Consider the following 21,685-nt stretch of genomic DNA (forward strand, 5'->3'; position numbering starts at 1 on the left):
TCTTGCATCCAGATTGCGATTTCGCAAGCCACCTCCTCTCCAGGCCGTCCCTGTTACGAACTGGTCAAGCTCTTCCCCTAGAATCAGAAGCATTCGTCCCCGGCGCGCCATGCGCCCGCTGCGGCACCCTGCCAACAGGCCGTCCCTCGAAAGCATCCTGGAGGATCCGCATGTCCCGACATCCCGTGCCGCATCGCCGGCTCGCGCCCCCCTCCCCCCTGCGCAAGACCGCACTGCGCTGGTCCTTGCCGGCACTGGCGCTGGTCGCCGGCGGTTCTGCCCTGGCCCTGAAAGTCGAAAGCGTCTCGCCGCGTGGTGAAACCAGCGAGGTGCGCCAGTTCCTGGTGCGCTTCGACAAGGATGCCGTACCGGCCGGCGACACGCAGGCCCAGCCCCCGTTCCGCATCCAGTGTGAAGGGCCAGCGCAGGCAGTGATTCCGCCACATGACGGCGGTTGGCGCAACCCGCGCACCTGGGCGGCTGATTTCGAGAACGTGCTGCCGGCCGGCGTACGTTGTACCGCCACCAGCACGCCCGGCTTCCGCGCACCGGATGGCGATACCCTGGCGGCGACCAGCATCGCCTTCAGCAGCGGCGCACCTTATGCGCGTGATGTCCAGCCCTGGGGCGGCGAGATCAGCGAGGACCAGATCTTCATCCTGCGCTTCAACGGTGCCGTCGATGCCGCCCAGGTACAGGCCGCGGCCCAATGCCGCGTCGAAGGCGTGGGCGAAGCGGTGCCGCTGCGCCTGGTCAGCGGCGAGGCGCGCGAGCAGATCCTGCAATCGCGCTGGTTTGCCGACGATGCCAAAAAGCAGCCGGACCAGTTCGTGCTGCTGGCCTGCAACCGCAAGCTGCCGGCCGAAGCGCGCGTCAGCCTGACGCTGGGCCAGTTCGCCGGCAAGGGCGAGGCAGCGCAACGCAGCTGGGACTACCAGGTGCGCTCGCCGCTGGAAGCCAGCATGAGTTGCGAACGGCCAAATGCGCAATCGGCCTGCCTGCCAATCCGCCCGGTGACCGTGCGTTTCAGCGCACCGGTACCGATCGAGCAGGCACGCCAGGTGGTGCTGGAAGTCGACGGCAAGCCACGCCAGCCGGAACTGGACGCGCAGCAGCAAGGCAGCGTGCGCTCGGTCGAGTTCAAGCCGCCGTTCCCGGAACAGGCCAGCATGCGCCTGGTGCTGCCGCAAGGCCTGCAGGACGATGCCGGCCGGCCCTTGCGCAACGCCAGCAGTTTTCCGCTGACAGTCGCCACCGGCCCGATGCCGCCGCTGGTCAAGTTTGCCGCCGCGCCGTTTGGGGTGCTGGAGCGCTTTGCCGAAGGCCCCAAGGGCCCGGCGCTGCTGCCGGTGACACTGCGCAGCGTGGAGCGCGATCTGGCCGGCAAGTCCTTGCAGCCAGCCGGCGAGATCCGCACGCTGACACCGCAATCCGATGCCGAGATCATCCGCTGGTACCGCCAGCTGGCAGATTACGACCAGACCCTGATCGAGCGCAGCCGCGCACGCAAGGACGGCCTGCGCCAGCTGCCGCCCACGCTGCCGGAGCCGACCAGCGAAGACAGCTACAAGAGCGTGCCTGATGACAGCGTGGAAACGCGCATGCTGTCGCTGCTGCAGGGCGAAGCCAAGGCCCAAGCCATGACGATGCCACAGATCGACGAGAAGGATCCGCGCCCGTTCGAGGTGGTCGGCATTCCGCTGACGCCGGGCTACCACGTGGTCGAGATAACGTCGCCGATGCTGGGCAAGAGCCTGCTCGATCCGCACTTCCAGCAGCGCAACATGTATGTGCGCACCGGCGCGCTGGTGACGAACCTGGGCGTGCACGTCAAGCAGGGCCGCGCCGGTTCGCTGGTCTGGGTCACCACGCTCGATGGCGGCAAGCCGGTACCGCAGGCGCAGGTCGCCATCAGCGGCTGCAATGGCAAGCCGCTGGCCAGCGGCACCACCGATGCCAACGGCCTGTGGCAGCATCCGCAGGCGATCGAGGCACCGGCCTGCGGCGAGTACGGCAGTGACAACGCGCTGTTCGTCAGCGCACGCACCACCGACGCCCAGGGCGTGTCCGACATGGCCTTTGTCTGGACCGACTGGAACCGCGGCATCGAATCCTGGCGCTTCAACGTACCCACCAGCACCGATCCGAACCCGGACCTGCGCGCGCACAGCGTGCTCGATCGCAACCTGCTGCGTGCCGGCGAAACGGTCTCGATGAAGCACTTTGCCCGCATCGAGACCATCCAGGGTCTGCATGCGATGCAAACGCTACCCGGTACGCTCAAGCTCACGCATGTGGGCAGCGACAGCGTGATCGAACAGCCGCTGGGCTGGCGCAAGATGGCGACCGGCGGCATGACCGCCGAGACGCAGTGGCAGATTCCGCGCAGCGCCAAGCTCGGCATGTACCGCATCAGCATGAAGGGCAAGGATGCGCAAGGTCGTGATATCGAACTCGACAGCGGCGATTTCCGCGTCGAGGAATTCCGCCTGCCGGTGATGCGAGGCAGCATCCAGCCAGTACCAAAAGCGCCGCTGGTGGCCACGCAAAAGCTGCCGGTCCGGGTGGAGCTGGCCTACCTGAACGGCGGTGCCGCCAAGGGCCTGCCGGTGGAGGTATCGGCCAGCGCGCGCGAAGGCTGGATCTATTTCCCCGGTTACAGCGACTACAGCTTTGGCCGCAATACCGACTGGTTTGAGTACGACAGTGAAGACGACAGCGCCAACCCGGACGGCAGCGGCAGCAGCACGCGCCTGCTGGCGAACCGCATGCCGCTCGCGCTGGGGGCCGATGGCACGGCGCAGCTGGAGCTGCCCGAGCTGGCCACCAGCGCCAAGCCGCAGGACCTGACGCTGGAAGCCACCTACAGCGACCCGAACGGTGCCTTCCAGACACTGCAGTCGCGCCAGCGCATCTGGCCGGCGGCAGTGGTGGCCGGCATCCGCACCGAAGGCTGGATCTCGGTCGACAAGGATCTGAAGCTGCAGGCACTGGCGCTGGACACCAGCGGCAAGCCGCAGGCCAACGTGCCGCTGTCGGTACGCGCGATTGCCCACACCACCACCACCAGCCGCAAGCGCCTGGTCGGCGGCTTCTACACCTATGACAACCAGCACAGCACGGAAGTCATGGGCGAGTTGTGCTCGGGCAAGAGTGACAGCCGCGGCCTGCTGCTCTGCAATGCCAGGCTGAAGCACCCGGGCGAAGTCGAGCTGGTGGTGACGGCAACCGATGGCGAAGGCCGCAAGTCACAGGCCGGCAGCTCGGTCACGGTCACGAAACAGGGCGAGATCTGGTGGGGCGGCCAGGACCACGACCGCATGGATGTGCTGCCCGAGCAGCGCAGCTACCAGCCGGGCGATACCGCCAGGCTGCAGGTACGCATGCCGTTCCGCTACGCCACCGCCCTGCTGACCGTGGAGCGCGAAGGCATTCTGCACAGCGAAGTGCTGCAGCTCAACGGCCAGGATCCGACGGTGGAACTGAAAATCCAGCCCGAGTGGGGCCCGAACGTCTATGTCAGCGTACTGGCCTTGCGCGGCCGCCTGCGCGACGTGCCCTGGTACAGCTTCTTCACCTGGGGCTACAAGACCCCGCGTGAATGGTGGCGCGCCTTCTGGCATGATGGCAAGGAATACGTGGCGCCGACACCGCTGGTGGACCTGAGCAAGCCGGCCTTCCGTCTTGGCATGGCCGAGCTGGATGTCGGTCTGCAGGCGCACACGCTGCAGGTCAGCGTAACGCCGGACAAGGACAGCTTCCAGCCGCGCCAGCAGGCGCAGGTGACAATCCGCGCCCTGCTGCCGGACGGCAAGCCGGCCGCCAACGCCGAAGTCGCCGTGGCGGCAGTCGACCAGGCCCTGCTGGAGCTGCGCCAGAACACCAGCTGGGATCTGCTGCGCGCCATGTTCCAGCAACGCCCCTGGGGCGTGGAGACCTCCACCGCGCAGATGGAAATCATCGGCCGCCGCCACTATGGCCGCAAGGCCGTGCCGGCTGGCGGTGACGGCGGTGGCGGCACCCATGTGCGCGAGCTGCTCGACACGCTGCTGTTCTGGGATCCGCGCGTGCAGCTCGATGCCAATGGCGAGGCGCGCATCACGGTGCCGCTGAACGATGTGCTGAGCAGCTTCCGCATCGTCGCCGTGGCGACCAGTGGCCAGGACCTGTTCGGCACTGGCGACACCAGCATCCGCACCACGCAGGACCTGCAGATCGTCAGCGGCCTGCCACCGCTGGTGCGCGAAGGCGACAGCTATATCGCCCAGGTCACGCTTCGCAACACCACGAAAAAGCCGATGAAGGTGGAACTGACACCCAAGGCGACGCTGCTGAACCTGAAGCCGCAGGCCGTGGAGATTCCGGCCGAAGGCGCACAGGAGGTGGTCTGGGAGGTGAGCATCCCGACGCAGGCCGCCGGCGAAGCCCTGCAGGAAATCGTCTGGGAGATCAGCGCCGCCGACCAGGCGGGCAGCCAGGCGAGCGATGCCTTGCGCGTCAGCCAGCGCCTGCTGCCGGCCGTGCCGCTGACGGTGCAGCAAGGCCTGCTGGAGCAGGTCAATGGCCAGGAGATCGCGCTGTCCACGCCGCCCAACAGCCTGGGCAGCGCTGATGTGGCGCGCGGTGGCGTGCAGGTCACGCTGCAGGCCTCGCTCGCCGACGGCCTGCCGGGCGTGCGCGACTGGTTCTCGCAGTATCCCTACACCTGCCTGGAACAGCGCAGCAGCCGTGCCATCGGCATGCAGGATCGCCCGCAGTGGCAGGCGATCCTGAACGAGCTGCCCAGCCATCTCGACAGTGATGGCCTGGCCAGCTACTTCCCGCCGCAACAGGGGGGCCGTTCGCGCGGCAGCGATACGCTGACCGCCTACCTGCTGGCCAGCGCCCATGAAGCCGGCCAGCTCGATCCGGCCTGGCGCCTGCCCGATGCCAGCCGCGATGCCATGCTGTCCGGCCTGACGGCGTTTGTCGAAGGCCGTATCGAACGTGATTTCTGGAGCCCGGTGAAGGACCGCGACATGCGCAAGCTGGCCGCAATCGAAGCGCTGTCGCGCTACGGCAAGGCACGCCCGGAGATGCTGGGCAGCATCGCGCTGACACCGGAGCAGTGGCCGACGCACAGCGTGATCGACTGGCTCAACATCCTGCAGCGCCTGCCGGCGATCGCTGAGCGCGATCGCCTGCGCGACGAGGCACAGCAACTGCTGCGCACACGCCTGAACTACCAGGGCACGCGCCTGTCCTTCAGCAACGAGCAGGACGACTACTGGTGGTGGCTGATGCAGAACGCCGATACCAATAGTGCGCGCCTGATCCTGGCGGTGCTGGAACTGCCGGGCTGGCAGGACGACTTGCCGGCGCTGGTCAGCGGCTTTATCGCGCGCCAGCAGCACGGTGCCTGGAGCACCACCACCGCCAACCTGTGGGGTGGCCTGGCGCTGCAGCGGTTTGCCGCCAAGCGCGAAAAGGCCGAGGTCAGCGGCCAGACCCTGATCCGGCTGGACCAGCAGAGCCGCAGCATCGACTGGCGCAAGGTGACACGCGTGGCACCGGACGCGCCGGCGGCGGAACTGCCGGCTTACGGTGCACCGCCAGCCGCACACATGTACACCAACAACCTGGCCTTCCTGCCCTGGCAGACAGCTCCCGGCGGTACGGCACGCCTGCGCCTGCAACAGCAAGGCAGCGGCCAGCCCTGGGCCACGGTGCAGGCGCTGGCTGCGGTCCCGGTGACGGCGCCGCAATCGGCCGGCTACACCGTGCGCAAGACCATCACGCCGGTGCAGCAGACCGTGGCCGGTAAGCACAGCCGTGGCGATATCTGGCGCGTGAAGCTGGAGATCAACGCCGCCAGCGACATGACCTGGGTGGTGGTGAGCGATCCGGTGCCGGCCGGTGCCACCCTGCTCGGCAGCGGGCTCGGCGGTGACTCGGCCATCGCCACGCAAGGCGAGCGCTCGGCCGGCAACGGCTGGCTGGCCTATGTGGAACGCGGCTTCGAAGCCTGGCGCGCCTATTACGAGTTCCTGCCGCGCGGCACCAGCAGCATCGAATACACCGTGCGCCTGAACAGCGCCGGCAGTTTCGGCCTGCCCGCCACCCGCGTGCAGGGGCTGTACGCGCCCGAGGTATTTGGCGTTACGCCGAACGCCCGCATCACGGTGGAGCCGGCGCCCTGATGCCAGCCCGCCTGCCGCGCTTGCTGCGTCACGCCCTGCTTGGCAGCCTGCTGGCCGCCAGCCTGGCGCTGCCGGCGCAGGCGGTGCCGACGTTTGACGCGGTGCGCCAGGCCTACGCTTCGTCGGAATCGCTGCTGCTGGACCGCCAGGGCGAGCCGCTGCACCGTCTGCGCACCAACCCGCAACTGCGGCGCGGTGCCTGGATCGCGCTGGCCGATGTGTCACCCGCGCTGCGCAGCGCCATGCTGATCAGCGAGGACAAGCGTTTCTACCAGCACGGCGGCATCGACTGGCGTGCCGTGGGGGCGGCGGCCTGGAGCAACCTCTGGAACGAACGCACACGCGGTGCCTCCACCATCAGCATGCAGCTGGCTGGCCTGATCGATGCCGACGGCCTGCCCGGCCGGCGCCGCAGCATCGTGCAGAAAGTCGGCCAGGCCGCCACCGCGCAATGGCTGGATGGCAGCTGGCGCAAGGACGAGATCCTCGAGGCCTATCTGAACCTGGTACCGTTCCGCGGCGAGCTGGTCGGCATCGATGCACTCAGCCGCACCCTGTTCGGCAAGGCCGCGCACGGCCTGGATGAGCGCGAGGCCGCCATCACCGCGGCGCTGGTGCGCGCCCCCAATGCCTCGCCGCAGCAGGTCGGCCAGCGCGCCTGCGGCATCCTGGCGCAGCTGCGTGGCACCGGTACCTCGGAGATGCTGTGCGACAGCCTGGGCCTGTACGCCACCGGCGTGCTGCTGCGCCGCCCTTGGGCGCCGAGCGATGGCGCCGCGCCGCATCTGGCGCAGCGGCTGCTGGGCGGCCAGGACGGCGGCAGCACGCTGCGCAGCACCCTGTCCGGCCCGCTGCAGCGCCAGGCTAACGCGCTGCTGCAACGCCAGCTGCACGAGCTGCAGACGCGCAATGTGCGCGATGGCGCCGTGCTGGTGCTGGACAACGCCAGCGGCGACGTGCTGGCCTGGGTCGGCGCCTCGGCCGATACCAGCCGCAGCCCGCAGGTGGACGGCGTGCTGGCACGGCGCCAGCCCGGCTCCACGCTCAAGCCCTTTCTCTACGGCCAGGCGTTGGCCGAATCGCGCCTGACCGCCGCCTCGCTGCTGGACGATTCGCCGGCAGCGATCCCGACGCAGAGCGGCCTCTATATCCCGCAGAACTACGACCGCCATTTCAAGGGCTGGACTTCGTTGCGCATGGCGCTGGGCAACTCCTACAACGTGCCGGCCGTGCGCACCATCGGCATGGTCGGCGTCAACCCGTTTGCGCAGCAGCTGCAGCAGTTTGGCATCCGGCTCGATCGCACCGGCGATTACTACGGCTACAGCCTGGCGCTCGGCAGCCCGGAAATGAGCCTGCTGGAACTGACCAACGCCTACCGCGCCCTGGCCAATGGCGGCCGCTGGACGCCGGTGCGCACGCGGTTGGACGAGGCGATCCCGGCCACGGCGCAACGCCAGGCGCTGGATGCACGCGCCAGCTACCTCATCGGCGACATCCTGTCCGACAACCATGCGCGCCTGACCACCTTCGGCATCAACAGCGTGCTGCGCACACGCTTCTGGAGCGCGGTCAAGACCGGCACCAGCAAGGACATGCGCGACAACTGGGCGATCGGCTGGAGCGAACGCTATACCGTGGGCGTCTGGATCGGCAATGCCGAAGGCGATGCGATGTGGGATGTCAGCGGCAGCAGCGGCGCGGCACCGATCTGGGCCGAGCTGATGCAGCTGCTGCACGCCGAGCTGCCCAGCCACGCACCGACACCGCCACGCGGCCTGCTGCGCCAGCCGGTGCGCTTTGGCCCGGGTGACGATGGCCAGCCGCTGGAGGCGGCACGCAGCGAATGGTTTATCGCCGGCACGCAGCAGGCGCTTTTTGCCCTGCCGAACCAGCCCGCATCCCGCCAGCTGTCGCCGCGCATCGACAGCCCGGCCGACGGCACGATTCTGGCGCTGGACCCGGATATCCCGCCGCAACGCCAGCGTCTGCTGCTGCGCACGCGTGCGGCGCAGGGCCAGTGGTGGATTGACGGCAAGCAGGTCGGCCAGGGCCAGCAGGCCGGCTGGCTGCCCTGGCCGGGCCGCCACACCATCCAGCTGCGCCAGCCTGATGGCCGCGTCATTGATCAGGTGCAGATCGAGGTGCGCGGCGCCGGCGTGGTGGCGCAAAACCGGTAAAACCCGCTGCAGTCCAGGCCGCAGAATCGCGTAATATGCCCGCTTTGCCGACAACAAGCCGATGCTTTCCAGGAGCACACCATGCCCACCATCACCTGTATCGAAGACCTGCGCCAACTGGCGCAAGCACGCGTGCCGCGCATGTTCTACGACTATGCCGATGCCGGCTCGTACACCGAAGGCACCTACCGCGCCAACGAGGACGATTTCCGCCGCATCCAGTTCCGCCAGCGCGTCGCGGTGAACCTGGAAAACCGCAGCACCAGCGCGCCGCTGCTGGGCCAGGACTACCGCATGCCGGTCTATCTGGCGCCCACCGGCCTGACCGGCATGCAGCATGCCGATGGCGAGATGCTGGCGGCGCGCGCCGCCAAGGCCTTTGGCGTACCCTTCACCCTGTCCACCATGAGCATCTGCTCGATCGAGGACGTGGCCGAGGCCACCGGCGGCCATCCATTCTGGTTCCAGCTCTACGTGATGCGTGATCGCGATTTCATGATCCGGCTGATCGATCGCGCCCGCGCCGCCAACTGCTCGGCGCTGGTGCTGACGCTGGACCTGCAGGTGCTGGGCCAGCGCCACAAGGACATCAAGAACGGCCTGAGCACGCCCCCAAAGCCGACCCTTGCCAACCTGATCAATCTCGCGACCAAGCCGCGCTGGTGCCTGGGCATGCTGGGCACCAAGCGCCGCACCTTCCGCAACATCGTCGGCCACGCCAGCAGCGTCAGCGATGTCAGCTCGCTCTCGACCTGGACCGCCGAGCAGTTCGACCCGACACTGAGCTGGGACGATGTGGCCGAGATCAAGCGCTACTGGGGCGGCAAGCTGATCGTCAAGGGCATCATGGAGCCGGAAGATGCCCGCCTGGCGGTGCAGCACGGCGCCGATGCCATCGTCGTCAGCAACCACGGCGGCCGCCAGCTCGATGGCGCACCGAGCTCGATCCAGGCACTGCCGACGATTGTCGAGGCGGTCGGTGACCAGGTCGAGGTGCACATGGACGGCGGCGTGCGCAGCGGTCAGGACGTGCTCAAGGCCTGGGCACTGGGTGCGCGCGGCATCTCGATTGGCCGCGCCTTCCTCTACGGCCTGGGTGCCCTGGGCGAGGCTGGCGTCAGCAAGACGCTGGACATCATCCACAAGGAACTGGACATCAGCATGGCCTTCTGCGGCCATACGCGCCTGACGGATGTCACGCGCGATATCCTGATTCCGGGCAGCTACCCGCTGCCACGTTGATGCCGCAGGCGTTACCAAGTGCAAGAGCGGCCCGCTGCGACCGCCCGGTCATCGCAAAGCCGGGCGGCTGAGGCACAATAGGCAGATACGCGCTGCCGCTGTCCGGCAGCCGGTTTGCTACAGATTTGCACGATACCGACATGAAGTCTTCCATCCCTTCCCGCCTGCATTCCGGCCTGTGGCTGGCCGCTTCTGCCCTGGCCCTGGCGGCCTGCACCAATGTCTACTACCCGCCCGCCACGGGCGGCGCTCCGGTGGTGGATGCCAGCGTTGGCAGCGGCACGCTGCCGGCCAGCAATGGCACGGCGCCCGCCCAGACGGCGGTACCGGCCGCACCGGTGGCCAGCGATGCCCCGCTGCAGGGCCTGCACCTGCAGGCTGGCACCTTCTCCAGCCACGAGAATGCCGACCGCATGGCCAACAGCATCCGCAACAAGGTGCCCAGCCTGTCGGCCAAGGTGCATGTGGCACCGCGCAACAACAACTGGCGCGTGCTGATCGGCCCGTTTGCCAGCGAGCAGGAGCGCATGGAAGCCGGCGGCTACATCCGCACCGAAACCGGTAGCGAAGTCGTCAACGCCGCCCCCTGACCGCATCCCCGAGGTGAGTACGGAGAGCACTCCGTCCCCGTCCCGCAACCGGCGCATCGCGCATCTGGACATGGATGCGTTCTTTGCCTCGGTCGAACTGCTGCGCTACCCGCAGTTGCGTGATCTGCCCGTGGTCATCGGCGGCAGCCGCCACAACCCGAACCACCCGCTGCAGCTGGCCTGGGCCGGCCGGCTGCACGAGATTCCGCTGGAACAGTTCCCGCGCCTGCGCAGCTATGCCGGGCGCGGCGTCATCACCACCGCCACCTACCCGGCACGCCAGTTTGGCGTCGGTTCGGCCATGGGCCTGATGAAGGCGGCACGGCTCTGCCCGGACGCAATCCTGCTGCCGGCCGATTTTGAGCGCTACCGGGATTTTTCGCGACGCTTCAAGGCCGTCATCACCGGCATCGCCCCGGTGATGCAGAACCGCGGCATCGACGAGGTCTATATCGATTTCACCGAGGTGCCGGATGGCCAGCTGGACGGCGGCCGCGTGCTGGCCGAGCGCATCCGGCGCGGCATCCTGGACGCCACCGGCCTGACCTGCTCGGTCGGTGTGGCGCCGAACAAGCTGCTGGCCAAGATGGCAAGCGAGTTCAACAAGCCGAATGGCATCAGCATCGTGCACGAGAGCGATCTGCAGACGCTGATCTGGCCGTTGCCCTGCCGCAAGATCAAGGGGATCGGACCCAAGTCCGGTGCCAAGCTGAAGCAGCACGGCATCGAGACGATTGGCGAGCTGGCGGCGCGCGATCCGCTCTGGCTGATGCAGCAGTTTGGAAAGAGCTACGGCCACTGGCTGCACGAATCCGCCTGGGGCCGCGACGACAGCCCGGTGGTGACGCACAGCGAGCCGGTCAGCATCAGCCGCGAAACCACGTTTGACCGCGACCTGCACGCAGTCCATGACAAGGCCGAACTGGGGCAGATTTTCACGCGCCTGAGCCAGCAGGTAGCGGCCGACCTGCAACGCAAGGGCTATGTGGCACGCACCTTTGGCATCAAGCTGCGCTATACCGATTTCTGCATCGCCACGCGTGACCAGACGGTGGACCACTACACCACCGATGCGGTCGAGATCCGGCGCCACGCCGGCCAGTGCCTGAAGCGCGTGGACCTGACGCGCCATTTCCGCCTGCTGGGCGTGCGCGCCAGCAACCTGCTGCCGCTGGCCGAGTGGGAAGCCGATCCGCATGCCGGACTCGCGCAGGATGACGGCATGACGCTCAGCCTGTTCTGAGGCGCCGCCGCGTTGTTTTTACGCAGAAAAACCCTGCTCGCATCGCGTGATGAATGAAAATCATTGTCATTCACGTTATATACTGGCATCCGTCCGGCAGCTCCTGCGAGCTGCCTTTTTCTGACCGGAGACCTTGCTTCCATGTCCACATCGCCCTCTTCCCGTACCCAGCTGGCCCTGACCGGCATCGCCCTGGCTGCCAGCGTGCTGGCTGCTCCTGCTGCCTACGCCCAGGCCAAGGAGCTGAACATCTACTCGGCACGTCACTACCAGACCGACCAGCAGCTGTACGACGGTTTTGCCAAGGCGCACAACGTCAAGATCAACCGCGTGGACAGTGACGATGCCGGCGTGATGCAGCGCCTGCGCGCCGAGGGTGCCGCTTCGCCCGCTGACGTGGTGCTGATGGTGGATGCGGCCCGCCTGTCCATGGCCGACAACGCCGGCCTGTTTGCCCCGATCAAGTCCAGCGCGCTGGAAAAAGCCGTGCCGGTGCAGTACCGCGCTGCGGCCACGGCTGACGGCACCACCTGGTTCGGTTTCTCGACCCGCGCCCGCCTGATCGTCTACAACAAGGCCCAGGTCAAGCGTGCCGATGTCGATACCTACGAAGAGCTGGCCGATGCCAAGAACAAGGGCAAGGTCTGCACGCGCAGCGGTTCGCACCCGTACAACCTGAGCCTGTTCAGCGTGATGTACGAGCACATGGGCGAAGCCGCCACGCAGAACTACCTGCAGGGCATGGTCAACAACATGGCACGCAGCCCCAAGGGCGGTGATACCGACCAGATCAAGGCGGTCGCCAGCGGCGAATGCGGCGTGGCGCTTACCAACTCCTACTACCTGGCGCGCATGATGCGCTCCGGCAACCCGGCCGACCGCTCCGTGATCGAGAAGGTCGGTGTCGTGTTCCCCAACCAGACGACCTGGGGCACGCACATGAACATCGCCGGTGGTGCCGTCGCCAAGCACTCCAAGAACAAGCAGCTGGCACAGCAGTTCCTGGAATACCTGGCCAGCGCCAAGGCGCAGGACTACTTTGCCAACGGCAACAACGAATGGCCGGTGGTCCAGGGCGTGTCGCTGCCCAACCCGGCCCTGCGCGCCATGACCGGCGGCAAGAAATTCAAGTCCGAAACGATTCCGGTCGCCGTGGTCGGCAAGCACCAGACGCGCGTGCAGCAGCTGCTGGACCGCGTGGGCTACAAGTAATCTGGCCGGGCAGCGATTCCAGCTGCCCGCTGGACCGAGTGTCCTTGGGCGCCGCTTGCGGCGCCCTTTTTTGCGTCCGGCCCTAGCTGGCGAAACACCGGGCTGGTGACAAGACTGTCATGGAAGAAGGCATCCCGTACCAGCGCGAAACGCTGTAGGCGGTCACCCCGAAAAGCTAATGCTGCCATGCAGCAATCGGCATTTTGCGGTCTAATATTTACTTTGCAGCCCGCAGCTCCATGCAGGGCTGGCTCCCATAGCTGAAAGGATTCCCGCATGTTCCCCACCTGGGCATGGATAGTCACGATCGTCCTGATCGGCGGCCTGTTCCTGTATGACTACTTCTTCCACGTACGCGTGGCCCACACCCCCACGCTGCGGGAATCGACCAAGTGGTCGATCCTGTTCGTGGCGATTGCCCTGCTGTTTGGCGTGTTCGTCTGGGCCGTCTTTGGCCACCAGCGCGGCGTCGAGTACTTTGCCGGCTACATCACCGAAAAAGCCCTGAGCGTGGACAACCTGTTCGTGTTCCTGATCATCATGGCGGGCTTCAAGGTGCCACACGCCTACCAGCAGAAAGTGCTGCTGTTCGGCATCCTGTTCTCGATCTTTGCGCGTGCCGCCTTCATCCTGGTCGGTGCCGCGCTGCTGAACTCCTTTGCCTGGATGTTCTACATCTTCGGTGGCCTGCTACTGATGCTGGCAGGCAAGCAGCTCGCCCCGGAGAAGGAAGAGGAAAGCCTGGATCAGAACGTCGTCGTGCGCGTCACGCGCAAGCTGTTCCACACCACCGACTACTACGATCGCGACAAGCTGTTCACGATCCAGAACGGCAAGCGTGCCCTGACGCCGATGCTGCTGGTGATGGTGGTCATTGGCGCCACCGACATCCTGTTCGCCCTGGATTCGATCCCGGCCATCTTCGGCCTGACCGACAGCGCCTTCATCGTGTTCACCGCCAACGCCTTCTCGCTGATGGGCCTGCGCCAGCTCTACTTCCTGATCGACGGCCTGCTGGAACGCCTGGTCTACCTGAAGTACGGCCTGGCCATCATCCTGGCCTTCATCGGTGCCAAGCTGATCCTGCACGCGCTACACGAAAACAACGTGCCGTTCATCAACGACGGCAACCCGGTCAGCGTGATTGAAGTCACCACCGGCCAGTCGCTGATCGTGATCTGCGTGATCCTGGTGATTACCGTGATCGCCTCGCTGATGTCGCAAAAAGGCAAGATCCTGACCGTGATCTCCAGCGTGCGCCGCCACGCCAAGCAGTACCTGGACATGGACTACGAAGCCGATCCGACCTTGCGCGAAGTGAACTACCTGCAGCTGCTGGAAGAAGAACAGGCGCTGATGGCGATTCCGGAAGAATACAAGCACCTGCTGCAGGACGAGCAGAAGCTGCTGGACCTGCTGGACGAGGCCCACCAGATGCACGACACCTACATGGCCCAGAACCAGACGCGCTACCCGAAGGGTGATGCGACCGCCAGCAAGCCACGCCTCGATACCGCCAGCTACCGCCCGGTCAACGGCGAGAACGGCGAGGACAAGTAAGCCACCGCAGCATGGGCGGCAGCACCGCCCTGCTCCACAAGGCATCCAGCCCCGCAGCAACCGCTGCGGGGCTTTTTTACATGGCATACCGGCATGAATCGCCCAAGGGCGAACTGTGGCCGGATGGGGTACAGCGGCTCTCCCGTGGTTCAGCGCATAAATCGAGGCGACATGGAACGGGGCGCTGTTCAGTGCGGCAAGCGATCCGATCGCTGGTTTCGCCCCTTTGCTGTCATGGCCACGAACTGGGCGACTGGCCGGACTCGCTCGCAATCCCGGCCTTGGCAACCTTCGCAGCCTCTTCAATCAACCACTGCTTGACTCGCATGGCTGCCTGGCCAGGTATTGTCTTGCTTGGGTGAACTACGTAGTAGCCATTTTCAAGTTTGAGGCAGCAGTCAAACGGCTCAATCAAGGCCCGACTGGCAACCTCTGCCTCGGTGAGGTAAGGACTGGCCAGCACTACGCCGTGACCCCGCTTGGCCGCCTCGATAGCCAGCAGTGACTGATCAAAGTGCATGCGAGGAATCCTCGCGATGGCTTCACCATCCAGTTGGCTGAACTGCCTGAACCATCGTTCCCAGTAGGGCAGTATACTGGTTACCAGCAGGTTGGCATTCGCCAAGCCATCAGGAACGCTTAAACCCATCGCAGCAGCGTAATCCGGTGTGCAGTACACCCGTGCTTCATCATTGAACAGCAAGCTCGCATCCAGGTTTGTGCCTGTTCCGTTGAAATGGCGAATCGCCAAATCAACCGCCTCCCTCTCAAAATCGACTGTTTCTGTCGAAGCATTGAGATGCAATTCGATGTCCGGGTGTTGGGTCACCAGGTGAGCCATGCGGCTCGTGAACCATTTAGCCGCAAAGCTGGGCGTCATGGACAACGATACCGCCTTGCTGCGACTGCGCTTGAGCCGGTGACTGGCATCGGCTATCTGGGTGAGTGCAGGTTGAATCTTCTGCCAGTACGAGGTCGCCGCATCCGTTGGCTGCACTTGCCGCACCTGCCGGATGAACAGCGCCATACCCAACCACTCCTCCAGTTTCTTGATTTGCTGGCCTATCGCACCGGGGGTCACGCATAGCTCATCTGCGGCAATAGAAAAACTTTTGCTTCTCATGGCAGCATCAAAAGCGACAAGGGCCTTAAGCGGAGGGCATGCAATCATGGAATAGATTTTTTATAGTATGAGGCATGATAACTGATTTGTCGCGGCCACGTTAAACGCACACAATCCTCCCATTACTTGATGTGTTGGGAATGATGTTTCACGCAATTCGACGCCCCGATGTGCTGTCTGTCACCTTGGCTGCGGCTGGTATTCTCATGGTGACCATGGGAGCCCGCCAATCCTTTGGTCTTTTCATCAGTCCCATCCATAGTTCTACCGGCATGGGCATCGCCACCATTAGCCTGGCACTGGCCATCGGGCAGCTCACCTGGGGCGCCATCCAGCCGATTGCTGGCGCTGTGGCAGACCGCTATGGGCCCCGGCTGGTCTTGCAAGCTGCCCTGCTAACGCTCGCCATCGGCTGCGCGATGACACCCTTCATCGACAACGGTTTCGGTCTGGCGGTTGCCCTGGGCATCCTGGCTTCCATGGGCTCGGGAGCTGGCAGCTTCTCCGTGCTAATTGGTGCTGCCGCCCAACGCATGCCGTTTGAGTCACGCGGAACAGCTTCCGGCGTTATCAATGCAGGAGACTCCTTTGGCCAATTCATCTTTGCGCCACTCCTGCAAAAGCTGATTCAAAGCCTGGGTTGGATGGGTGCCATTCTTGCTGCCCTGGTGAATTTGCCCATCAAGGAGCCCCCGATTGGAAAACATCTCACAACAACCCCATTGCCATTGGCGAAAGAGAAAGGAACATCATGAGCATTTTGCGTGAGGACGTCACCCCGGAGATCTTGAACCGGGATAGCAAGGAATGCCTGCCGGGATTTCTGGGCATTGAAATGCTCGAGGTTAAACAGGGCGTGATGACCAGCCGCATGCCGGTGAAGTCGCTGCATGGCGCCATCAACGGTTTTCTGCACGCAGGCAGCGTCGTGACCTTGGCCGATACCACCTGCGGTAACGCCACGATTGCGCATCTGCCAGCCGGAGCCCAGTCGTTCACGACGGTTGAGTTGAAGAGCAATCACCTCGGCACGGCAAGAGAGGGCATGGTTGCCTGTACCGCAACCGCGCAGCATCTTGGGAAAACAACCCAAGTTTGGGATGCCGTTGTAACTGATGAAGCAACGGGCAAGACAATCGCCTTGTTCCGTTGCACTCAAATGATTCTCTGGCCGAAAACCTGATACACGAACGACAGCAACTGGCCGGCTGCCGCCCGTCGTTTGTGGGCCATTGGCACACACATGCTGCTGTGCCGCTGATCGCCGCACGCGTACTCAAGCGCATGCATCCTGACGAGCGCAGCCAGTAAGGCTCACACGAGACCGATATCGCAAGCGCTCAGGCCATCGCCCAGCGCTTGTGCAGCCAGCGCGCCAGCGCGTCCAGCCCCCAGCCGATCAGGCCAATCAGCACCACCGCCGCCATCAGCTCCGAATAGGCCAGCCGATCCCGCGTGTCCAGGATGAAATAGCCCAGGCCCTCGTTCACGCCCAGCATCTCGCACGGCACCAGCACGATCCAGACCACGCCAATCGCCAGCCGCAGGCCGGTCAGGATATGGCCGAGCACGGCCGGGAAGATGATGCTGCGCAACGTTTCCCAGCGCGTGGCACTGAGCGAGGCGCCAAGCTGCAGCCAGTTCCGGTCAATCGCCTTCACGCCGGCGCTGGTGTTGAGGATGATCGGCCAGACCGCGGCAAAGGTCAGCAGGAAGTAGATCGGCGCATCGCCCACGCCAAACACCATCACCGCAATCGGCATCCAGGACAGCGGCGAAATCATGCGCAGCAGCTGGAAGGCACCGCCGCTGAGCTGCTCGGCCAGCGCCGAACGGCCCAGCAGCAACCCGACCGGCACGCCAATCAGCAGCGCCAGGCCCAGGCCGACCAGCACACGCTGCAGGCTGGCCCAGATATGGCCGTAGATGCCGGCATCGCCGATCAGGTAGATCAGGCTGTTCAGCGTCGGCAGCGGCGCAAAGCGGCCGACGATCGGCATGTTCAGCTTGAGCAGCATCACGCCGAGCTGCCAGGCCACGACCAGCAGCACCAGTCCGCCCAATGCCAGGATGGCGGGGCGCCACGGCCCCTGCTTGATCAACGACATGCAGTCCTCTTGCTTGCGGGCACTCAGGCCACGATGGTTTCAGTACGACGGTAATCGGCCGGCAGTCCGAACAGCTGCTGGCTTTGCGTGCTCTCGATGGCCTGGCGAACAAAGCGCTCGTCCACCAGCTCCTGCGCCACCTGCTGCGGGTCCAGTTTGGCCAGCCAGTTGTGCTCGCCGGCAATATGCGTCTGTTGCAGCATCTTCACCAGCTCGCTGGTGTAGCTCGGGAAGGGATAGGGCTGGAAATCGATGCGGTTCTGCTTCCAGTCCGGATGGCGGATCGCGCCACTCTGCACATACTGCTGCAAGTCAGCCGCGTCCGGTGCCAGCACCTTCTGCACGGTAGCCAACGGGTGCGGCGTGTACTTGCCGGCGCCATCGGCCGACAGCAGCTGCGCCACTTCGGGGCGATGCTCGCGCGTCCACAACTGCGCCTTGACCATGGCATTCGCCACCTTCTGCGTCCACTCGGGGCGCTGCTCCACGTCGGCGGCATGCGCCACGGTGACACAGCAGGCATGGTCACGCCAGACATCGCCGGTAAAGCGCAGCACCTTGCCCACGCCCTGCAGCTCGGCTGCCGCGTTGAACGGTTCGGCCACGATAAAGCCGGCAATGCTCTTGGCCGCCAGCGCCGCCACCATGTCGGACGGTGCCATCACGATCAGCTTGACCTGCTTCGGACCGGGATCCTGTTCCGTCACTTCCAGGCCGGCATCGCGCAGCAGGTGCTGCAGCACCACGTTGTGGATAGAGTACCAGAACGGGATCGCCACCGTCTGGCCACCCAGATCGGCCACGCTGTTCACTCCGGGCAGCACGGTCAGCGCCGAGCCGGCCATGTGGTTCCACATCAGCACCTTGAGCGGGCTTTCGCTGCCATAGCGCGCCCAGACTGTCATCGGCGTCAGCAGGTGCACCAGGTTCACCTGGCCGCTGATAAAGGCCTCGACCAGCTGCGCCCAGCTGCGGAACAGCACCGGCGCTTCCACCTCCAGCCCCTCGGCCTGGAACAGGCCCTGGCTGTGCGCCACCAGCAGCGGCGTGGCATCGGTAATCGGCAGATAACCGATGCGCAGCGGTGCATTCGGCTGGCTGGCCTGGCGTTGCTGGCAGGCCTGCAACAGCGGCAGGCTACCGGCGGCCGTGAACAGGGAAGCCAGCTTGAGCAGGTCGCGGCGTGAAACCATGGAAATTCTCCGGAATGGGCGGTAAAAGCGTACAAATGAGCGCTGATGCACTCAGATCACGTATTCGAGGCTGCGCATGTCCTGCTGGAACAGGCGTGCATTGCGCATCGACTGCAGGATCTGCAGGCGCTGCTCGTTCATCGTCAGCGCGACATCATCGCGCGGATAAGGCTGCTCCAGCCGCCATTCGGCCAGCAGCCGGCCTGGCGTGTTGCCAATCAGCAGCACGCGGTCGGCCACCGTCAGCGCCTCGTCGATATCGTGCGTGACCAGGATGGCGGCGGTCTGGTGACGCGTCACCAGTTCGCGCAGCAGCACCTGCATCTCACCACGCGTAATTTCATCCAGCGCGCTGAACGGCTCGTCCAGCATCAGCACTTCGGGCTGGCGCGCAAAGGCACGGGCCAGCGCCACGCGCTGCGCCATGCCGCCGGACAGCTGCGACGGGTGCTGCGTGGCCGCATGCAGCAGATTGACTTCAGCCAGCGCCTGGCGCACACGCTCGCGCTCGGCCTCCTTGCCGATCTGCGGCTGGTGCTTGAAGGACAGGCCAAACGCCACATTGTCCTGCACCGTCAGCCAGGGCAGCAGCGAGGCACTCTGGAACACGAAGGCGGCACGCGGGTGCGGTGCCGTCAGCGGCTCGCCAAACAGCGCCACCTGGCCTTTTTGCGGCTGCTGCAGCCCGGCCAGCACGCGCAGCAGCGAGGACTTGCCCACGCCGCTCGGACCGAGCAGCGCAATCAGCTCACCCGGCTGCACGTCAATGGAAAAGCCTTCCAACACCCATTGCGTACTGCCGTCGGCGCGTGCATAGCCCAGCGAAATATCGCGTCCCTGCAACAGGGGTGCAGCAGGCTTGGCCATCGTCATCACTCGGGAATCTCGAAAAACTCTTCCTTGCCCAGGCCGCAATCGGGGCAGACCCAGTCATCGGGCAGCTTGTGGAACGGGGTGCCCGGCTCGATGCCGTCCGGCGCATAGCCCTCTTCCTCGTCGTAGATATAGCCGCAGGGGCCGCACATCCATTTCATCTTGGTAATCCTTTACTCAGCCTTGCGCACGCAGGCGCTCGATTTCCAGGCGCAGGTGCTTGATCGCCGGCGTCACGATCGCCACGAACAGCGCCTCGCGCGAATGTCGCTGCGCTGCATGACGCATCAGGTAGCCCTTGGCGCCCGCATGCAGCGCGGCCGATTGTGCCGCACGCAGCGACAGTTCGCTCGCGGCCAGGCGCGCTTCCAGTACCGGCAGCATGGCTACCGTGCCGGCTTCGGCCTGGTCTGCCAGTTCCTGCGTGCGCAGCAGCAGCGCATCCAGCTCGGCACGCAGCGTATCGTACTGGTCGTCCAGATAGGCGTTCGGCTTGGGCGTGGCCAGGTTGCTGTCGCGGATCGTCTTCAGGCAGGCCTCGATCACGCCGGCCCCCATGCCGATCTGCAGCAGGATGAAGCCCGGCTTGATGCTGCGGATGAAATCCTCGAACTGGTCGGCATCGGCCAGCAGGTCGGCCTGCTCGATGCGCGCATCGGCAAAACGCACGTTCAGCGTGCGCGTGCCTTCCATGCCACAGAACTCCGGGCAGGGCTTGAGCGTCACGCCGGGTGCATTGCCGCGCGCCATGAACATGATGTAGCGGCCGTCCGGCAGTTGCGCACTGGCGGCAAACACATGGGTATCGCCCAGGTTGGACACCCAGGGCAGGCTGCCATTGATGACAAAGCCATCGCCCTCCGGCACTGCCTGCAGCAGGTGCTTCTCGATGCCGCTCAGGTGCTTGACGGTATTGGACATGCCGGTGCCGGCCAGCCACTGCGCGCGCAGCACATGGCTCAGGTAGCGCTCGCGCGCGGCGGCGTTCGGCGTCTGGCGCAGGTACCAGCCACAGGCGCTCTGGCACCAGCCCAGGAAGGCAGTCGAGCCACACTCGGCGCCCACTGCGGCCAGGGTACGGATCTGCGTACCCAGGCCCAGGCCATTGCCGCCCTGCTCCACGCTGCCAATGCTGGCAAAGCCGCCGCTATCGCCCAGCGACTGCAGGAACTCTTCGGAGTACAGCCCCTCCTGGTCGATCTGCGCCACCAGTGGACGCAGCTCCGACTTGGCCAAGGCGACCACTTCCTGGATCAGGCTGTCAGCGGTTTCGGGGATCTGGCTGGAATGGGCATCCATGGCGATGGGGACTCCTTGCAATTCGGGGCATGGCATGCCGGCTTGTGGCCTGCACGCGGTTCAGAACTCCCGATAGTAGCCAGCGCCCTTCCGATTGGGAAATACAGTTTTCTTGTTTCCATATGCCCCACAAGCATATGGACGCCTGCATCGTCTTGACGCTTGTCAATACTGGGGCGTGTACTTGAGCCGCGTCGTGTCAAAGCCACGCTCGGCCGCACGCAGGATCAGGATATCCAGCCGGTCCTTGGGAAAGTGCTTGTCGCGCGTCAGGAACCACAGGTGCTTGCGATCCGGTGAGCCCACCACCGCCCAGCGGTAGTCCGGATCCAGCTCCAGCACCCAGTAATCGCGCCAGACCATGGGCAAGGCCGCCAGCAGTTCGGGCGCAAAACGCACCTGCAGCTGCGCCGGATGCTCGCCGTGGCGGCGCAGCATGCCGCGCGCCTCGACGCCTGCGCCATCGGCATCTTCGCAGCGGTTGTGCACATCAACCAGACCATCATCACGCAGGGTATAGCTGGCCGTGGTATTGCTGGCGCAGCGGCTTTGCCAGACCAGCGGAATGCGCGCCTGCTCGTACCAGGTGCCGGCATAACGCTGCAGGTCCAGCTCTGGCACCGCCTGTACCGCAGGCAGGTCGGATCGGCGGGTCGAGGAAGATCGCAGCAGCGCCGCGACGCCAGCCAGCGTGGCGGCCAGCAGCAGTTTCTTTTTCATGATGAAGCATCCCAGGGTAGAGGTGGATCAGGGGTACGCCGTACCCCGCTGCAGTCCATCCTAGTGTGGCATCCTGGCAGCCAAGGTCAGCCAGCACGGCAGGTGCATGTAGGAACTGGTCGCAGTATCGCCCGGGGCGCTACACTGGGGCATCACGCACTTC

Annotated in this window: 16 protein-coding genes; 9 read left to right on the top strand and 7 right to left on the bottom strand. The window is 65.2% G+C overall.

The window, feature by feature from the left end; all coding sequences use genetic code 11:
• Positions 1-170: 170 nt before the first annotated feature.
• The 7 genes from ACI3EV_RS08695 (at position 171) to ACI3EV_RS08725 (ending at position 14,206) form a co-directional block, all read left to right on the top strand.
• A complete protein-coding gene (locus tag ACI3EV_RS08695) occupies positions 171-6,179 on the top strand; it encodes an MG2 domain-containing protein (protein ID WP_337690545.1) in 6,009 nt (2,002 codons plus the stop codon).
• Positions 6,179-8,359 (top strand): penicillin-binding protein 1C, encoded by a 2,181-nt coding sequence (gene pbpC / locus ACI3EV_RS08700; protein WP_337690543.1) that lies wholly within the window; start codon positions 6,179-6,181, stop codon positions 8,357-8,359. Before ACI3EV_RS08695 ends, pbpC begins: the two co-directional genes overlap by 1 nt.
• A gap of 81 nt (positions 8,360-8,440) precedes the next feature.
• Positions 8,441-9,601 carry an alpha-hydroxy acid oxidase gene (locus ACI3EV_RS08705; RefSeq protein WP_337690541.1) on the top strand — a complete coding sequence of 387 codons (1,161 nt, stop codon included), beginning with the start codon at positions 8,441-8,443 and terminating at the stop codon, positions 9,599-9,601.
• Positions 9,602-9,741: 140 nt separating this feature from the next.
• The gene (locus ACI3EV_RS08710) at positions 9,742-10,191 is read left to right on the top strand and encodes an SPOR domain-containing protein (RefSeq protein WP_337690539.1); all 450 of its coding nucleotides are present in this window, start codon (positions 9,742-9,744) and stop codon (positions 10,189-10,191) included.
• A 70-nt stretch (positions 10,192-10,261) separates the two neighbouring features.
• The gene (locus tag ACI3EV_RS08715) at positions 10,262-11,434 is read left to right on the top strand and encodes a DNA polymerase IV (RefSeq protein WP_337690574.1); all 1,173 of its coding nucleotides are present in this window, start codon (positions 10,262-10,264) and stop codon (positions 11,432-11,434) included.
• Between the two features lie 141 nt (positions 11,435-11,575).
• Positions 11,576-12,646, top strand: coding sequence for an extracellular solute-binding protein (locus tag ACI3EV_RS08720; RefSeq protein ID WP_337690537.1), 1,071 nt, complete (start codon positions 11,576-11,578; stop codon positions 12,644-12,646).
• Between the two features lie 276 nt (positions 12,647-12,922).
• Complete coding sequence (locus tag ACI3EV_RS08725) at positions 12,923-14,206, top strand: TerC family protein (protein ID WP_337690535.1); 1,284 nt, start codon at positions 12,923-12,925, stop codon at positions 14,204-14,206.
• 232 nt (positions 14,207-14,438) lie between these two features.
• Here the strand turns inward: ACI3EV_RS08725 and ACI3EV_RS08730 are convergent, their stop codons facing one another.
• Positions 14,439-15,329: a LysR substrate-binding domain-containing protein gene (locus ACI3EV_RS08730; protein WP_405197986.1), complete on the bottom strand. Its 891-nt coding sequence runs from the start codon at positions 15,327-15,329 to the stop codon at positions 14,439-14,441.
• 140 nt (positions 15,330-15,469) lie between these two features.
• On the opposite strand from ACI3EV_RS08730, the gene ACI3EV_RS08735 reads away from it, so the two are divergent.
• Positions 15,470-16,084, top strand: coding sequence for an MFS transporter (locus tag ACI3EV_RS08735; RefSeq protein ID WP_337690531.1), 615 nt, complete (start codon positions 15,470-15,472; stop codon positions 16,082-16,084).
• Positions 16,081-16,512, top strand: coding sequence for a PaaI family thioesterase (locus tag ACI3EV_RS08740; RefSeq protein WP_337690529.1), 432 nt, complete (start codon positions 16,081-16,083; stop codon positions 16,510-16,512). The genes ACI3EV_RS08735 and ACI3EV_RS08740 overlap by 4 nt, the downstream gene beginning before the upstream one ends.
• A gap of 157 nt (positions 16,513-16,669) precedes the next feature.
• Here ACI3EV_RS08740 and ACI3EV_RS08745 read toward each other — a convergent pair whose 3' ends face one another.
• The 6 genes from ACI3EV_RS08745 to ACI3EV_RS08770 form a co-directional block, all read right to left on the bottom strand.
• The gene (locus ACI3EV_RS08745; RefSeq protein WP_329772024.1) at positions 16,670-17,437 is read right to left on the bottom strand and encodes an ABC transporter permease; all 768 of its coding nucleotides are present in this window, start codon (positions 17,435-17,437) and stop codon (positions 16,670-16,672) included.
• 23 nt (positions 17,438-17,460) lie between these two features.
• A complete protein-coding gene (locus ACI3EV_RS08750) occupies positions 17,461-18,630 on the bottom strand; it encodes an ABC transporter substrate-binding protein (RefSeq protein WP_337690526.1) in 1,170 nt (389 codons plus the stop codon).
• Between the two features lie 51 nt (positions 18,631-18,681).
• On the bottom strand, positions 18,682-19,503 hold the full coding sequence (locus ACI3EV_RS08755; protein ID WP_329772020.1) for an ABC transporter ATP-binding protein: 822 nt from the start codon (positions 19,501-19,503) through the stop codon (positions 18,682-18,684).
• Positions 19,503-19,664, bottom strand: a complete 162-nt coding sequence (locus tag ACI3EV_RS08760; protein ID WP_329772019.1) for a rubredoxin — start codon at positions 19,662-19,664, stop codon at positions 19,503-19,505. The genes ACI3EV_RS08755 and ACI3EV_RS08760 overlap by 1 nt, the downstream gene beginning before the upstream one ends.
• Before the next feature lie 16 nt (positions 19,665-19,680).
• Positions 19,681-20,802, bottom strand: coding sequence for an acyl-CoA dehydrogenase family protein (locus ACI3EV_RS08765; RefSeq protein WP_337690523.1), 1,122 nt, complete (start codon positions 20,800-20,802; stop codon positions 19,681-19,683).
• Between the two features lie 165 nt (positions 20,803-20,967).
• Positions 20,968-21,522 (bottom strand): lipocalin family protein, encoded by a 555-nt coding sequence (locus tag ACI3EV_RS08770; protein ID WP_337690521.1) that lies wholly within the window; start codon positions 21,520-21,522, stop codon positions 20,968-20,970.
• Between the last annotated feature and the right edge of the window lie 163 nt (positions 21,523-21,685).

It is taken from the genome of Allobrachymonas wangyanguii (assembly GCF_045055315.1).
GTDB lineage: Bacteria > Pseudomonadota > Gammaproteobacteria > Burkholderiales > Burkholderiaceae_C > Brachymonas > Brachymonas wangyanguii.

Excerpts from the sequence above, each read along its gene's own strand:
- ACI3EV_RS08745 (WP_329772024.1), bottom strand. The coding sequence starts at position 17,437 with ATGTCGTTGATCAAGCAGGGGCCGTGGCGCCCCGCCATCCTGGCATTG.
- ACI3EV_RS08720 (WP_337690537.1), top strand. The coding sequence starts at position 11,576 with ATGTCCACATCGCCCTCTTCCCGTACCCAGCTGGCCCTGACCGGCATC.
- ACI3EV_RS08765 (WP_337690523.1), bottom strand. The coding sequence starts at position 20,802 with ATGGATGCCCATTCCAGCCAGATCCCCGAAACCGCTGACAGCCTGATC.
- ACI3EV_RS08735 (WP_337690531.1), top strand. The coding sequence starts at position 15,470 with ATGATGTTTCACGCAATTCGACGCCCCGATGTGCTGTCTGTCACCTTG.
- ACI3EV_RS08725 (WP_337690535.1), top strand. The coding sequence starts at position 12,923 with ATGTTCCCCACCTGGGCATGGATAGTCACGATCGTCCTGATCGGCGGC.
- ACI3EV_RS08710 (WP_337690539.1), top strand. The coding sequence starts at position 9,742 with ATGAAGTCTTCCATCCCTTCCCGCCTGCATTCCGGCCTGTGGCTGGCC.
- ACI3EV_RS08705 (WP_337690541.1), top strand. The coding sequence starts at position 8,441 with ATGCCCACCATCACCTGTATCGAAGACCTGCGCCAACTGGCGCAAGCA.
- ACI3EV_RS08755 (WP_329772020.1), bottom strand. The coding sequence starts at position 19,503 with ATGACGATGGCCAAGCCTGCTGCACCCCTGTTGCAGGGACGCGATATT.
- ACI3EV_RS08770 (WP_337690521.1), bottom strand. The coding sequence starts at position 21,522 with ATGAAAAAGAAACTGCTGCTGGCCGCCACGCTGGCTGGCGTCGCGGCG.
- ACI3EV_RS08730 (WP_405197986.1), bottom strand. The coding sequence starts at position 15,329 with ATGAGAAGCAAAAGTTTTTCTATTGCCGCAGATGAGCTATGCGTGACC.
- pbpC (WP_337690543.1), top strand. The coding sequence starts at position 6,179 with ATGCCAGCCCGCCTGCCGCGCTTGCTGCGTCACGCCCTGCTTGGCAGC.
- ACI3EV_RS08715 (WP_337690574.1), top strand. The coding sequence starts at position 10,262 with ATGGATGCGTTCTTTGCCTCGGTCGAACTGCTGCGCTACCCGCAGTTG.
- ACI3EV_RS08695 (WP_337690545.1), top strand. The coding sequence starts at position 171 with ATGTCCCGACATCCCGTGCCGCATCGCCGGCTCGCGCCCCCCTCCCCC.
- ACI3EV_RS08760 (WP_329772019.1), bottom strand. The coding sequence starts at position 19,664 with ATGAAATGGATGTGCGGCCCCTGCGGCTATATCTACGACGAGGAAGAG.
- ACI3EV_RS08750 (WP_337690526.1), bottom strand. The coding sequence starts at position 18,630 with ATGGTTTCACGCCGCGACCTGCTCAAGCTGGCTTCCCTGTTCACGGCC.
- ACI3EV_RS08740 (WP_337690529.1), top strand. The coding sequence starts at position 16,081 with ATGAGCATTTTGCGTGAGGACGTCACCCCGGAGATCTTGAACCGGGAT.